This window comes from Planctobacterium marinum (genome assembly GCF_020687805.1).
Classification (GTDB): Bacteria; Pseudomonadota; Gammaproteobacteria; order Enterobacterales; family Alteromonadaceae; genus Planctobacterium; species Planctobacterium marinum.
Map to the genome: position 1 here is coordinate 22,100 of NZ_JAJEWQ010000005.1, position 15,539 is coordinate 37,638.

Consider the following 15,539-nt stretch of genomic DNA (forward strand, 5'->3'; position numbering starts at 1 on the left):
ATAGTAATCGTTCATGCAAACTAAGGGGGAGTAGATGATGTCTGGATTAGCTTCAGTAGAGCAAGTATCGAGGCTAGAAAGCGGTGTTATATTCATCACCAAGGATACCAATAGTGGAACAGTCGCACAGTGGATTGATGACAATATCACCCACATTAGAAGCCAGTTTAAAGAACACGGCTGTTTACTGCTTCGCAAATTACCTTTGCACAGCAGTAATCAATTTGGCAAAGCGCTGTCGCAAATTATTGGTGCTGAGTTATTGGAATACACCTACAGGTCTACGCCCAGAAAAGGATTAAAAGGCGGAGTGTATACCGCTACTGAATACTACGCTGATGAAACCATTTTGCAGCACAATGAAAATGCCTACTCTAATACGTTTCCCAGCGACCTTGGCTTTTATTGTATGACACCGGCTCAACATGGCGGCCAAACACCGATTTGTGATAGCAGGAAAATATATCATCAAATTCCAGAAGCGATACGAGACAACTTTGAAAAGAAAGGCATTTTATACGTACGCAATTATTCTAATTTTGATTTGCCGTGGGAAGAAGTATTTCAAACCAATAGCAAAGATGATGTCGAGAAATATTGCCAAATGAATGACATTTCATGGCAATGGCTACCCGACAATTGTTTGCGTACTAAGCAGATCTTACCGGCAACAATTGTTCACCCCGATACAGGTGAAACTATCTGGTTCAACCAAGCGCATTTGTTTCACGTTTCAGCTCTCAATAACGACGTCAGATCTCAGCTACAAAATCTAGGTGAAGAGAATCTCCCGCGAAATACCTATTACGGTGATGGTTCCTCGATTGATGAAGCAGACCTGACCTTAATTCGAAATCTGTACCAGGAAAACAAAATCCTATTCGACTGGCAACGCGGTGATTTAATGATCCTTGATAACCTCAGGTACACCCATGGGCGAGAGCCATATCAAGGCAACAGAAAAGTGTTAGTAGGCATGTCTGGGGCGAAACAATTTAGCGACTTATCACAGTGATAATGACCTTTCCTTTAGCATTTTAATAATAAGAATTTACCTAAAGGGTAACCTGAATACACGGCAATTATATGAAAACAGAAGACGCATACACCAGACTCAAGACGCTTTCTAACTACTCTGAGACATACCGCAATTTAGCAGACTCTCTGGCCAATAAAAACAAAGTAATGAGCATGTCATTTGACTATGCTGATGAGAAAATACCGGATTTCATGAAGCATTATGAGTATCCGGTGTCAGCAGTACCTGTCATTATCTCTCAGAAAGATATTAAAAAGCACAACCGTTTTATAGAAAGAATTATTCCACTGATTTATAGAGCCCTGGATGTGTATTTCAAAGGTGACGAAAGTTTATTCTCACGTTATTTGAATGAACCCGAATTTTTGTTGCCTCTCATTTTAAATACACCATATGAACCGGGTAAGTTTTTCATACGCTACGATGCGTTATTTTCAGACAATGAATTCAAAGTACTGGAGATAAATGTAGGAAGTACGGTTGGAGGATGGCAACACGATTGGTTGAGCCCGGTAACTATTGAAAACCTGCACAATGCCACGGACGTAGATCGCTCAAACGTTTCTCATCACAATGTTACCAAAGCTATGTTTTCTTCGTTGTACAAGGAAATCAGCAAGGATGCTTCAAGAACAAGTGCAAACGTACTGATTTTCACTTCAGAACAAACTGACTTCCAGACGGAAAGCTTCAAAGCAGAATACCGAAAAGTATGGGCTAACACCCAACAGAGTCTGCGCGGACAACTATACTTCTTTGACAACTTCGATGATTTAGTTTTCACAAACCAAGGGGAGTTACACTTCGAGGGTGAAAAAATCGACGCCATCTTGCTAACGATGGCTGAAGGCATTTTTGTGCCAAACGAAATCATGTTGAAACTCCTCACCTGTTCAATGCGCAATAACCTGGTCTTTCCAGATAATCCAGCCATTACTATTGTTGGCAACAAGTCTGTACTAGCACTTGTCCACGAAACTAAGTTTCTTGCATCATTAAACCAAGAGGATGTGTCCTTCATTCAAAGCCATATCCCTTGGACAAGTAAAGTTGAGGATAAGGAAATATTATGGCAAGGCACACCCCACTCATTACTTTCGTTTTTGCAGGACAAAAAAGAGCAATTGGTAGTAAAGAAGGCTCGCTCGCAACAAGGTAAGGACGTATATGTGGGACGTTATTGCTCCCCAGGCAAATGGAATGAAGCGATAGAGAAAGCATTGCAAGGGCACGACTGGATTGTCCAGCAATATTGTGAATCGGATGAATTCCTTTGTTTAGATGCGGATGGCAAGCTGCTCCCCACCAAACCAGTTTGGGGAGTTTTCGATATAGATAGTGCCTATTCCGGTGCCTTTCTCAGGGCAGAATTAACAGACTCCCAAAATGGTGTCATCAATTCAAGCAATGGCGCCATTGAATTTATGGTGCTCGAAGAGAACCCGGTAAAAAGAAAACGCTTAATGCTGTAGCAAACCGACATAAACAGAAGCAAAGATTTGCGCTGAATTGGCGAGTTTTAAAACGTTTAACAAAAACACTCTCCGGATAAAACTTAGAAACTAATCTATTTAGAGGACTTATGCCCTATGAACTATAAAATATTCACTTTTCTATTCTTATTAGTAAATTCACCAAATGTTTTTGCCCAGGAGCAATACGAGGAGAACATACATTACAAAGTTGTGTCGCAACACAGTAGTAAAGTGCCCGTGGTAAAGGAATTCTTCTCATATTGGTGCGCCCATTGTTACAGAGTTGAATCATTGTTTGTTAAAGACCTCAAAAGACAATTACCCGAAAACGTTAAATTGGAAAAAATTCACGTTGATTTTATGCCATTTACCAATCAGGAAAATCAGAAAAACATGACGAATCTGATGTTATACGGCAGAATGAAAGCGAAGGAAGACGAGATTACATCGGCCATTTTCGAATCCATTCACGAAAAACGTAACAGACTTGATTCCCTGCAAGACGCACAACATTTGCTCGCTGAATTAGGTATCACTATTGAGATGTTCGAAAAAGCAACCAATAGTATTGATTTCAACGACTTGAGCGAAAAAAACAAACAACAAGTTCAAAAATACAGAGCACATTTTAACTCCGTGCCAACCTTTATCGTTAACGATAAGTACAAAGTATTGTTCTCACGAGGTATGACTATGGAAGATATGACCAAGTTAATTCTTTGGCTCGTTGAATTAGATTGAAATGTGAGCTCAATATTCAAAAGTACTACACTTCTTACCAAAAAATTCATAACAACGCCCTAACAAAAGACCACATGAAAGTCTCGGGAATCTGCCTTCGTTGCCATACAGTGCGAAACTAAAAACTCAGATTTTTAGCTGTGCCATTACAGGGAAGTGGACAGCCAAATCTTCACTGTTGTCCAGTAACTAAAGTTTCTTTGCATTGCATCAGTAATCGCCCTTAACGACCAGATATCCCCAAATGCCCAGAAGTGCCTGTTATTTGCGGCTCACTGCTTTCCAACATTCAATTGCAACATAACGCACCTTTGGATGGAGTGCATTGTCGCCGACAGACGGAACCGTGATCTGTATATTTCCCCAAACAAACTTGCAAATGAGAATCATTACCAATAATATAGCGTAAATTCATTTCGCGTAATTTATATACCATGAATGCCCGCCGAATTTTAATTATCGAAGATGATGTGACCCTCAGTGCACAGGTTGCAGAACTGTTGCAAGGCAGAGGATTTAAGACCCAACAATGTCAGGATGGCGAACAAGGTTTGTTGGCCGCATTGCAACAACGTTTTGACTTAATCTTACTGGATGTGTTGCTGCCCGGCATGAACGGGTTTTCGATTCTCGAACAGTTGCGCAAAGTCAAACACACCCCGGTAATGATGGTGACCGCATGCGGAGCCGAGCAAGAACGCATTCAGGGCTACAGTAGTGGGGCTGATGACTACCTGCCTAAACCCTTTAACTTTACCGAGATGCTGGTTCGCATTGAAGCGCTGTTGCGCCGTTCATTTGGGTATCACAAAGCCTCTGTACCGGGTAATAGCCTCACCATAGATCAACTGCAGCTCAACCGCAGTACGCAGCAAACGGCGTTTAGCGGCAAAGATGTTAGCCTTACGCCGTTGCAGTTTAAATTGCTTTGGGTGTTGTTAGAAAATCGGGAACAGGTACTGAGCAAACCTCTGCTCTACCAGACCGTGCTTAACCGTCCATTTAGTCGCTACGATCGCAGCCTCGACATGCACATGAGCCGGGTGCGCAAAAAGCTGGAAGATGCAGGCATGGCGTCGCACAGGCTGGCTACAGTACATGGCAAAGGGTATCGATTTGCATGAAAAATAGCTTGCTATGGAAGCTGCTGGCAACTATCGGTGTGGGCACAGTACTGTTGTTTTGGGCAATTAGTTGGCTGACCGAACAAACCCAAACCAAAATGAGTTATCTCGCTCAGGAGCACCAACAGCAATTATTGGATTACGGGCGACAGGCAGAGCAAGCCTGGCTAACCCAGGGGGAAGCAGCACTGGCACAATGGCTCAAAGCACTGCAGGCCAAAGAAGATACCTGGGCTGCGGTGGTTTCATCCCGTATTGTGCCACTGGCTGACAGTGTTATTCCAGCGCAATACAAGGAACGTTATCAGATAGGGCGCAGTGTCGAATGGAAAGTGCATCTGGATTTTAATTATAACCCGGTCATGGAAGTTCCCTTTCTGGATGCTGATACACACTTACTGATCCGCTTACCGCAGCGAATGCGCCCCGGCAATTGGCTTTTGCAAATGGAGCTGTTACTGCAGTTCGCCCTTCCCTTACTGGTACTTTGTGCTTTGAGTTATATTCTTTATCAGCACGTGATGGTTCCCTTGCGAAAACTGGAAACGGCAACCCGGGAATTCAGTATGGGCAATATGGAAGTGCGGGTATACAGTGCCGTGCAGGATCGGGAAGATGAACTGGCTCGACTCGCCCTGACATTCGATCAAATGGCCCAGCGCACCAGCCAGCTCATCTATAATCAGCGACAGATGTTATCAGATCTGTCCCATGAACTACGTACTCCACTAACCCGAATCGATATGGCCATTGACCTGTTACAGGCGCAACCCAATGCTGAACAGGCATTGCAGCGACTGCGTTACGAAGCACAAACGATGCGGGAACTGGCAGAAGATACCCTGACCCTGGCGTGGCTGAATACCGAATCACCGCAACTTAACGGCGATAGTTTCGATCTGGTGGAATTGCTCCAGGTGATTGCCGACGATGCCCGTTTTGAATTTCCGGATCAGGGACTGCACATGCAGCTGCCCAAAGAAGCCCTGCTGAGCCACAGCAATCAACAGGCATTGGGTCAGGCCATAGAAAATATCTTGCGAAATGCACTGCGCCATACTCCAAAAACAGGCACTGTGGATGTGACCCTTAGCGAGTCAGCAGCACAGTTCGAGCTTGTTATCAGTGATCAGGGGCCAGGAGTACCGGAACCGCTATTACTGGATATTTTTAAGCCCTTTTTTCGGGTAGATGCTGCTCGCAGTAATCACAATACGTTGGCGACCCCGGGAGCAACGTCAGGGGCAGTTATCCAGACCGGTAAACGCGGTGGGTTTGGCCTTGGCCTGGCCTTGGCACAACGACAGGTGCAGGCCGTTGGTGGCACCATCAACGCCAGTAATCAACGCAATAATGCCGGAGAGACCTCCGGTCTGCAAATCAGGATACGCTTGCCCCGGCACTAATACGGCGAACCTTGCGTAAACTGCACCAGGCTCTGACCAACATATCAGACAACAGTAATACCCCAACCATGGCCAGCACGTTTTGTATCAGGTTCATTTGTTGCAGGCCAAACAACATCAATCCCCATCCAATCAGTAACCACTGCACCACGTACATCGCCGTTACCCGTTCTCCCCAAAAACGTATCAACGACAACACAGAATTGTGCTTTGAGGCGTGCTTTGTCAGGGTGTGGCAACCCCATAAAAACACCAGAATAAGACCACTAAAAAACACTATCAGACCGGGTCCACTGCGCAGGTTGTCTGCTATGTGATATCCGGTATTGCTGTACATTAACACCGCCGCTCCGGCCATTAATACCCACCCCAGCCACATATATCCTTGCAGCCCCTTATCAATATCACCGGTGCGGCGCAAACCGTATCCCAGCGCCATACCCGCCAGCGGATAAGCCAACCAGGGAAACAGTGGGAACATCGCTCCCTGGGCTTCGTTGCCAACCAGTAGTTTTAACACTTCGTTCAATACGACGTTGTTACTGCTGATATCCCATAGCAGCGGTGATACAAAAGCCACAGCAAGAGCGGCCAGTAACCAGTATCCCGGATGCGGCAAATAGTGTTTCAACAAAGCACATATCAGCAATGCCAACCCGGCAAACTGAAATACATCAACAATCAAAAATTCCGACAACGGTGTATGCGGAGCAACATCGGCAGCCGTCACCAGGCCGATTTCAATGGACAGCCACATAGGGATGGTGCTGCGGGTCAGATTCAGTAAGTACCCTAGTGCAAACAACCCCGCAGCCCGCATCAGGTCCTGACGCAAACTGTGATTGCCGGTATAGGTGACAAACAGCCCCATCACAAATACAAACATCGAGGCGGCCGGCCAGCCCACGGCAAATTTCAGGGTAGAACCAAACACCCCGAAACGCACTTCCGGCAATCCGTAAAAATCCAGTACATGGATCATGATCATTAAAACAACTGCCACCCCTTTTGCCACATCAAAAGCGGCGATACGTCTGGCGGCGGGTAAAACCCGGTTCGGTTGCTGTTGAATAAACGTAGACATAACGACTCCTCGTTGTGTTATCCGGCTGAGGCTCAGCCAGCTATGCCTCGGTTTGACAGCGCATTTTGCTGTTGCAATTGCAGCAGGTAGCGATCTCGTCCCAGTACCTTTTTACAATGATTGCCAAACCATTCCAGAGAAGCGTCCATATGGTGCAATCTGGGATTGGGGTGTTGCTGCAGGTAATCAATAAAGCCGGCGTAGTCAACTGCTCCTTCAAAGATGGGTACCATGCCCTCTCTGGTACCGGCTGCCGCATAAACATTATCTGGGGCAAAGACACTCAGGTGGGCGGCGTCACTGATATTTTTAAAATGAAAGTGATTGATCAGCGGCAGCAGGGCTTCCAGTGCCGGTATTATCTCCGCCCCCGACTCCCATACATGCAGTACATCAAAATTCAGTTGCATATTGTTTCGGTCTACACCGGCGAATAATTCCTGAGTCGCCGCGACCGAGTCTGCATAGGTTTTCGGGTGCGTTTCTATCACCAGATTAATACCATGAGGTTCCAGCCAGTCACACACCAACTGCAGGCGCGCAAAGAGTTGATCCCGCTGTTGTTCATTCAGATCAGCACTACCGTCAGAACCGGCAAAGGTGCGTAATTTTCGACTGCCCCAGTGACGTGCCAGACGCGCCAGCAACTGTACCTTGTGATACAGCACACGCTCCTCCGCCAGTAACGGCAAGTAATCACTCAACATACTGGTTTTCAGACCAAAATCCGCTAACCAGTGCTGATCATACTGCGCCTGCTCCACGAGGTTTTTAGCATGAGCGCCCCATAATTCGATACCCTGAAAATGATTGCGCTGCGCCCAACTGGCGATCTCAGCAATAGAAATTAATTGATGACGAAAGGTAATAGTACAAACTGATAAGTTCACAGGTTCACCTCCCGGGCATCGGCCAATGGCTCAACCGAGCTCAATTGGTGCTTGAGTCGCCACTGTTCAAACACTTCCCACAATCGCGTTTTAATGCGAAACTCCCTGTCGTCCTGTTCATTCAGCAACTGATGAATTTCGGCAAACAATTGCGCCTGTTGAGTAACAGACAGTTGTCCGCTGGCCAGTTTCATGGCCCGGTATTGAATCTTTTTGTAGCTACTGACCAGGTCTTCGATGACCTCACACCAAAATTCAAACTCCGGTTCAGGAAACCCAATATCCAGCCAGAAAAAAGCGAATCCATGCTCATAGGCATACTTGCGAATTGCCAGAACCGGCAATTGTTGCAACGCCGTGCCCAGGTGACTTAACGCGGGCCCATCAGTAGCCTGCGCTTCGTGACGCTTAACAATCTGTCGCACCCGGTCAGTCATTGGATTGGTGTCGCGCCGGATACAGGCCAGAAAATAGTCCGCAATAACCTGATTGTGCGCAGGTTTAATTTGCTTACTATCAAAAATATAACCACCAGCTACCGCTTCTGACGCCACCGCCTGAAGAACCTGCTGTTTGGCCTGAACGCCTTCCCACCGAAAATCAGGGTCATACATAAACCACTGCAAGGGATCGTCCGTTTCTGCCAACATCACATAATGGGGAAAGGGGTTCTGATTAAACTTATTTTCCCGTTCCGGTAGCAGATACATATCCAGCATCACCATCAGTTGCTGAGTGGCACTTTTTTGCCGCAACAGCGACTGCATGATCTCCAGGTTCTGTGTTTTACTCAGGTCAGGGCGATACCAGGGATTCACCGCCACACCGTAAATACGCTGGAACCAGGTGCGAAAGAAGTCGTGATTGAGCGTGGGGGCGTGATACGCAAGGCGGCACTGCTCATCAATCAGCACCTCAGCATCCCAAACCCCGAAGTAAAACGGCCGGTGATCAACCCGCTCATCGGCTTTAATGATCTCACACAGGCAACTGACAAAGCAGTGTACCTTGATGTCTTCGAATTCCTCCTGAGGCGCAGCTGAGTCAGTGCCTGAGGGCATTGTTTCGGCGGACTGACGAAGTAAAAACTGCGCCAGACTGTCAACCGTGGCAAAATCCTCTTTATTCAGGGCACTGTCAGGCACCGGGACACCGAGTGATAATTCCAGGTGCAACAGCAACTGCATTAGCAACACCGAGTCCAGATACAAATCTTCGTTGAGACGGGCACTGGCACTGAAGCGATCCAGGTACTGGCATTGCAATTCTTGCTGCAACACCTGTCTGATCGCCGCAATAATTTTATCTTTGTTCATGCTGGAATTCCTGTACTAGCCTGCTGTCAACCTGGGGTCATTCTCCTGGCATGGCTGACCTTCGGATGAAGTGCCTTGTGAAGCCAGCCAACTTGCTGCCAGTTGCTTGCGATTGACCTTGCCGTTCGCCAGGCGCCCGATTTCAGGCACGGCCACCACCAGATGGGGCACCTGCCAGTCGGCCAGTCGCTGGCCGCACCAGCGGCGCAACTCATCAACCTGCAACGTGTTGTCTGTGCAAAATTGCAAACATGCCCGCTGACCGGCCTGTGCATCCGGTATTTTGAATAACACGGCATCTCGCACCTGCGGATGCGACAACACCACATCTTCAACATCTTGCGGATAGATATTCATACCCGCCACAATGATGGTGTCGTCCTGTCGGGCGACAAAATGCAGTAGTGACTCGCCATTCAGCGCCGGTGCAAAATAGCCCAAATCCTGAGTGCGTACCGGTGCGGTATCGGCGGACATACGTTGACTGACGCATATCTCCTGAGGCTCACCCGGCTCGTTTCCTGCGCTGGCTTGCAGGTGAGGTAAAATGCTGCCTACCGCATTCGCACTTTGGGTATCCCGGTTAAGGCTGATGCAGCCCACTTCAGAGCAACCATATTGCTGGAACAGGTTCGCCACCTGCAAACGCACCCGCTTAAACACCGGTTCTGACATTAACGTGCCCGAAATCATCGCGGCATGCAGGTGACTGCCTTTCGGCCAAAACTGAATGAGGGTACTGAGCATGGCGGGCGAGGTATATAACAAGGGTTTGTCGGTGGCCAAAAGCAGCTTCAGCAAAAATTTAGGGTTGATATTGGTAACGACTCTGGGCATCTGACCACGGGCCAGCGCCACCAGCACACCGCAAATCAAACCATAAGAGTGAGTAACCGGGCAGGCCACCACAGGATTCATCTGCCGGGCTTCGGGAAAATGCTGACAGTAACTGTCAATTTCTGTGGTGATATCCGACCAACTGCGCTTGATACATTTTGACGCACCCGTGGTGCCGGAACTCATCTGAATCAACCCGGCTTCTGAGGGTTCACTGGCGGCCACGGTAAGGCTCAACGGATTATTGATATCGCCATAAAACAACCATCCACAACCCGCCTTTACGGCATAGTTTTTTGCGAGTGCTTCGGGAGTATTGCCGTGAATAGGCAACACAGACAGCTTGTGTTCTCTGGCATAAAGGCACATCGCCAGGCCCAAAAAGGTATCAGGTACACAGATAGCTATGTGCCCACCCGGCTCCTGTAACGGCGCCAGGTCGGCAAACTCTGCAAATTGTTGCTCCAGCGCCTGACGGGCGTAGAAGGTATCATCAATATATAGCATGTTAGACTCCACCCCGAATCGGCTGAACGGGGTTAGGTATGGTATGGTGAAATTCACGGTCTGATTGACCACTCAGCTTTTTGCGCAACAACGATTCAGTCCGGATCTTCGGCCGGGAAACATCAATCCGGGCCAGACGCTCTGACCAGTTGTGTGCCGTTGCGGCATAACCCTGCAACGCTGCATCAACCTGCTGCCAAAACTGCGTTTCCGGATAATCAAATTGCAGCTCTAACAACTGCGCCAGCTCGCTCAGGTTGTACACAAACAGGGCATCAACCAGCAGCTCACGCAGGGCCTCCACCGAAGACATCCAGTAAAAGCGATCCGCTTCGGCATGCTCATAATCCGGGTGCAATGTGGCAAAATCCGGTTGCAGCTCTGGTGCCGCCAAAAACTCACTGACAAATTCCAGGCTCTCATGAAAATCCCGTAGCACCAGTTTCTGCGGCCAGCCATTGTGGTGCAGTAAGGTCATATTTTGCCCATGCGTTTCCAGCGCAATGCCATGGCGTACCAGCAAATGCCAGACTGGCCAGACAACCACCTCCAACAAACGCCGTAGCCATGTTTCAATCCCGTACTGATGCAGCCAGGGGGCGATAAAGGCATCGCCATCGGCTTCTGTCAGGGACAAGGCCACAAAAGGCGTCGCAGTAAAACCATCCGCCACCGTGGCAATACTGTCGCGAAAGATGACACTCAACGAGGGGGCAAGCATTTTCAGCCACGGGTGGTCAGTATTGGCATCCGGATTTACTCTGTTGTCGTCTTGCAGCACCATCGCGGCGTATTCACGCTGAATCAGCAACGCACTGTGCTCAGCAAACCAGGGATCTTGCGCAATCACTGTGTGCAACCACTGACTTAACAGCGGAGCGGTGCACACCGAATGAGGTTCAATGGTGCGCAACGATGAGCTGTTCACCACATTAAGCGGCACCTTGATGTTGGCCTTTTCAGGGTGACTGACATTCAACAAAGTACGCAACGAAATACTGGCCTGATATTCATCACCGGCCTTGCCCAGCAGAAGCACATGGCGCTCTGCTATGGCGGGTGCCAGCGACGTATGCAACCTGGCAAGTTGCCAGGGATGAATAGGTAACCAGGTGTACTCCTCCGATCCGATACCCTGAGTATCCATCGCATCGCAAAGTTGCTGCCAGCATTCGCTGCCCAGTTCCCGCTGCCAAAACGCCTCTTCGTCATGACAATCCAGACGCATAGCCAGAAGCGACCTCCTTACCGCCAACCAACAAAGCTGAAAGCGGTTAGCAGCTTCGGGGCCATATTGAGCATGATCATTAAAGCTAAAGCCGGTGCGCGCTTTAAAACAAGGATGGTAGGGGTGTCCCTCGAGAATAGCGGATTCCAGCGCCACGTAATCCAGACCTCGACGATCCTCTGCGCTGACGAGGTTGTCCTGGTTCCAGCGACAAAACGCGATGGTTTGTTGCAATTCCTGTAGTAAGCGTTGGCGCGCCTTTGCCTGCCCAGGTAGTGCTGCCACCAACTCAGCCAAATCCACCGGATGTAGCTCGCTGGCGTGGCATTGCCAAATCTGTTCCTGTATCAGGCGTACCCGGCCAAAACCGGACAGGTTGCCGCGGGCACAATAGCTCAGCGTTTTGCCGTTAAACCTAAACCAGTTGCCATCAAAGTGATAAGGCAACAGGCCTTCGAACAATGCTGCTTCCAGCAATTGTCGTATCACCCGTGCCCGATGACGGCAAACCATTTCGCTTTGTGCTGTGCTGCTCAATGGCGCTGATAAACCGGCCTCAGACAGACTCAAGCGCAACCTCAGCTTCGGTCAGAATATTAGCGGCATTGTGGGGCAGGCTGGTGCGGGTATACAACGGGTTGTATATCTGAGTGTAAACTGCCAGTTCGTTATCTGCCTGCAGTTCATCAACATCTTCCACCCTGGTCAGCAGGTTGCCTTTGCACGGAATTGTTTTTCGATACAAAATCGACTCAATCAGCGCGCTACCCCGGCCCGACATACGCGGCAACAAACGCAATAACCGGTTACGTGTTTCTTCCAGCAGCACCGATTCGGGGAGCAGTTGATCCAACCCGAAGCGATTGATAACCGCAAACAACTGATTGATAACCAGGTAATAGCTGAAGCGGTCGAAGATCATACTGTCGGCATAAAATAACTCCGGGCATTGCTCAAGACCGGGTTCGATATCCAGTAAGATTTCGCGCTGAGATTCAGCCAGGTAAAACCCCTGGTTGTCCCGATAATAATAGCGTTCCGGGTAGCCGCGGCTGAGTGCCAATATTGAATTTTGCTGGTGTGCTTCCAGCGCGATCCCCAACTGATCAAACAACTGAATGGCGGGCTCAATAGCGCACTGCCAGTAACGGCTAAACCAATCCATACTGGTTTGCGCCAGTGATTTACCTTGCTGCAAACTCAGTTTGGTGATGATTTGTGCCAGCCTGGAGAGCCCACCGGGATGAATGGGCTCCTGCAGCAAAGCTGCCAGTGATTGCACACCTGCCAGCCCGGTATCACCCGCCTGTGCTGCAAAGGGGTTATCGCGAATAATAAATTCAAAACCACTCTCCTGCCGCTGCGGTAAATCCAGAGATAGATAAGCCGGGTCGCGGATCAAACTAAAATCAGGGTGGCTCTGACTGAAGCCATTGTCAGTCATTAGGCGGGCCAACGTAACCCCGGCCGCCAGTTCGTGACGCATGTTAATACGCATTGAATTGGTGATTTTAACCGGTATCGACACCTTCACCATATAGTCCAGTTCGTCGCAATATAAGGTCCGTACAGACGACGTGGCAGTAAAGTAAGGGCCGAGTGGACCCACTTCAAACAATCTGTGCTGGTGAATAAGTTGCTGAATGTAATCCTGATTGAGCAACCAGGCTGCCTGCAATGGGTGTACAGCCAGCAACACTCTGCCCTGATCGCGTTGCTGTTCTGCACACTGTCGCAGTGCCTCATCCGCTTCGCGATTAGCGATATCTGCCACTATGTGTTCAGCGCTGTGCGCTAATACCGAATTCTGTATCACTAAATCCGCTTCCACTGCGAAAAAGTGCAGTTTAAAACGCCCTTTGAGTTCCGGGGCATAACGGGCGTGCTGCCACTGGTGCATACCCTGTCGTGACTTAGGGGTGGGATGCAACCAATGGCCAAATAAAATAGATTGCTCAGTATCGATAAACCGGCCACTTTGCAACGCCGCATCATCATGTCTGGCTTGCAGATAGTGCGCCATAATCTGATGGCTTTCCAGGGTGCGGGAGGTCAATTCCAGTTGCTGATCACTGACTGGTGTCGCACCGTCCGGTTGGGCATAAATCTCCTGAATCAACAACATAATGGCGGATATTGAATCAATGGGATGCCAGTCCATACTACCGGGTTGCAGTTGATAGCACTGAGCCAGTTTGTGTCGTCCCACCAATGAACGGTAAGTTACGGCAATGGCCAGACTCTGTCCGGTTTTGACCAACTGTAGTTCATTGATAAATTGTGTTTGTTGCTCTGGTTCCAGACCCGAACACCGCTGCCATCGGTCGGCAGGATGCCAGACACCTGGCTGAATTTCTCTGAGATAAGCGTTTGCGAACGCCTGAAAGGAAGCATCGTCTGCCACTTGCCTGGCCTGAAATGCCATGCATAACTCCTGAAGCTTGCGCCGGTTATTAAACTGCCCAACAGGTTAATGATAACCATTATCATCTTCAATTGAATTTACAATTGTTACATCTCAGAACAGGCGTGCAGGTCGAAAGCGCCAGGCAAAGCTCAATGCCAACAAGAAGGTTAACCATTCTGCCACCGGCAGTCCCAGCAGAAATAGCCAATCTGACGGTGTCGGTCCGAATAAATTGGTGTGATAAAAAACCCCATAAAACAGCAACAACATCATGGCGGGCAACAGGATGCTGCGACAAGAAGCCAGCGTCGCGGATACCCCGGGTTGATGCACTGCGGTCAGATAACAACTGAGCAAAATATTACAACCATTGACCAGAAACAACGGCCACAGCAGTAGCATAATATTCCCGGATAACGATGCCACGGCCACCGCTTCCGCATCCAAAAACCAACTGATAACTGTGCTCTGAGCGAAAACCACGGCTAACACCAGGGCACCACCAATGGCACAGGCCGTGGCCAACGACAAGGTCAAAAACTGACCGATACGCTGCCGATGACCGGCACCAAAATTTTGACTGACCAACAGGTGCAGCGCATCCGCCACACCGTAGCTCAGCATAATACTGAGGAAGATGAGGTAGTTCACGACACTGAAGGCCGCTACCCCCGAGGTCCCTAATTGCCTGACCAATAACCAGTTGAGTAACAGAAACAACACCCCGACTGAGATCTCATTAATGAACTCAGAAAAACCATTGTACGCGGTGCGCCACAGCGTTCGCCACTGTTGCTGGAAAAGAGAAAAGCGCAGGCTTCGACGCTGACTGAAAAACCAACCTGACAGTACCGCGAATTGCAACAACTGAGCAATTGCCGTGGCATAAGCGGCCCCGGCCAGGCCCATTTGCCAATGCACCACCAACAGGGCGTCACAAACGATGTTCGTCAGGGCCCCCACCACCAGCGCCCAGGTGCCTAACACCTGGTGGCCGTCCATACGCACAAAATAATACAGGACCATAGTGGTTAACTGTCCGATAAATACCCAGCGGATCACCGCCAGGTATTCCCGCATCAGAGGCTGAACATCAACCGGCGCATTAAGCAGCCACAACAACCAGGGTTCAGCGACAAAACTGGCAATGGCAAACACACTGTTCAGCAGTACGGTCACTATCAGCACTTTACTGAACACCCCGCAAGCCATTGCCACATCGCCCTGTCCCAGGTATTTTCCGACCGTTACGGCCCCTCCGATGGCCAGCATCAGGGCAATAGCAATCAACAGACTAAAATAGGGTAACAGCAAACTAATGACCGCCAACGCTTCGGCTCCCACATAGTTACCCACAAAGATACCGTCCACCAGATTCGCCGTAGTCAGGGCCACCAGACCCACCATCGAAGGCACAACATAATAAAAAAAGGTGCGCAAAATCGGGCCATCAAGGGCAGGATTGGTGTGGTGTGATTTCATAAA

At 49.0% G+C, this 15,539-nt stretch carries 12 protein-coding genes; 5 read left to right on the forward strand and 7 right to left on the reverse strand.

What is annotated here, in order from left to right; translation table 11 throughout:
- Positions 1–37: 37 nt before the first annotated feature.
- The 5 genes from LJ740_RS16345 to LJ740_RS16365 all read left to right on the forward strand — a co-directional run bounded on the left by LJ740_RS16345 (position 38) and on the right by LJ740_RS16365 (position 5,785).
- Positions 38–1,015, forward strand: coding sequence for a TauD/TfdA family dioxygenase (locus LJ740_RS16345; protein ID WP_229530195.1), 978 nt, complete (start codon positions 38–40; stop codon positions 1,013–1,015).
- A gap of 71 nt (positions 1,016–1,086) precedes the next feature.
- Positions 1,087–2,511: a hypothetical protein gene (locus LJ740_RS16350; RefSeq protein ID WP_229530196.1), complete on the forward strand. Its 1,425-nt coding sequence runs from the start codon at positions 1,087–1,089 to the stop codon at positions 2,509–2,511.
- A 117-nt stretch (positions 2,512–2,628) separates the two neighbouring features.
- Positions 2,629–3,255 (forward strand): DsbA family protein, encoded by a 627-nt coding sequence (locus tag LJ740_RS16355; RefSeq protein WP_229530197.1) that lies wholly within the window; start codon positions 2,629–2,631, stop codon positions 3,253–3,255.
- A 434-nt stretch (positions 3,256–3,689) separates the two neighbouring features.
- On the forward strand, positions 3,690–4,379 hold the full coding sequence (locus LJ740_RS16360; protein ID WP_229530198.1) for a response regulator transcription factor: 690 nt from the start codon (positions 3,690–3,692) through the stop codon (positions 4,377–4,379).
- Positions 4,376–5,785, forward strand: a complete 1,410-nt coding sequence (locus tag LJ740_RS16365; RefSeq protein WP_229530199.1) for a sensor histidine kinase — start codon at positions 4,376–4,378, stop codon at positions 5,783–5,785. The genes LJ740_RS16360 and LJ740_RS16365 overlap by 4 nt, the downstream gene beginning before the upstream one ends.
- On the opposite strand, the gene LJ740_RS16370 is transcribed toward LJ740_RS16365, so the two are convergent.
- From LJ740_RS16370 to LJ740_RS16400, 7 genes are all read right to left on the reverse strand, one after another.
- Entirely contained in the window at positions 5,760–6,869 is a 1,110-nt protein-coding gene (locus LJ740_RS16370) for a heparan-alpha-glucosaminide N-acetyltransferase domain-containing protein (RefSeq protein WP_229530200.1), read from the reverse strand. The two genes, LJ740_RS16365 and LJ740_RS16370, sit on opposite strands and share 26 nt — an antisense overlap.
- A gap of 32 nt (positions 6,870–6,901) precedes the next feature.
- Positions 6,902–7,759 carry a sugar phosphate isomerase/epimerase family protein gene (locus tag LJ740_RS16375; RefSeq protein ID WP_229530201.1) on the reverse strand — a complete coding sequence of 286 codons (858 nt, stop codon included), beginning with the start codon at positions 7,757–7,759 and terminating at the stop codon, positions 6,902–6,904.
- Positions 7,756–9,075: a DUF6005 family protein gene (locus LJ740_RS16380; protein ID WP_229530202.1), complete on the reverse strand. Its 1,320-nt coding sequence runs from the start codon at positions 9,073–9,075 to the stop codon at positions 7,756–7,758. The genes LJ740_RS16375 and LJ740_RS16380 overlap by 4 nt, the downstream gene beginning before the upstream one ends.
- A gap of 15 nt (positions 9,076–9,090) precedes the next feature.
- Positions 9,091–10,419: an AMP-binding protein gene (locus LJ740_RS16385; RefSeq protein ID WP_229530203.1), complete on the reverse strand. Its 1,329-nt coding sequence runs from the start codon at positions 10,417–10,419 to the stop codon at positions 9,091–9,093.
- A 1-nt stretch (position 10,420) separates the two neighbouring features.
- On the reverse strand, positions 10,421–12,217 hold the full coding sequence (locus LJ740_RS16390) for an IucA/IucC family protein (protein ID WP_229530204.1): 1,797 nt from the start codon (positions 12,215–12,217) through the stop codon (positions 10,421–10,423).
- Positions 12,204–14,072 carry an IucA/IucC family protein gene (locus LJ740_RS16395; RefSeq protein WP_229530205.1) on the reverse strand — a complete coding sequence of 623 codons (1,869 nt, stop codon included), beginning with the start codon at positions 14,070–14,072 and terminating at the stop codon, positions 12,204–12,206. Before LJ740_RS16395 ends, LJ740_RS16390 begins: the two co-directional genes overlap by 14 nt.
- Before the next feature lie 93 nt (positions 14,073–14,165).
- Positions 14,166–15,536, reverse strand: coding sequence for an MATE family efflux transporter (locus LJ740_RS16400; RefSeq protein ID WP_229530206.1), 1,371 nt, complete (start codon positions 15,534–15,536; stop codon positions 14,166–14,168).
- Positions 15,537–15,539 lie beyond the last annotated feature (3 nt).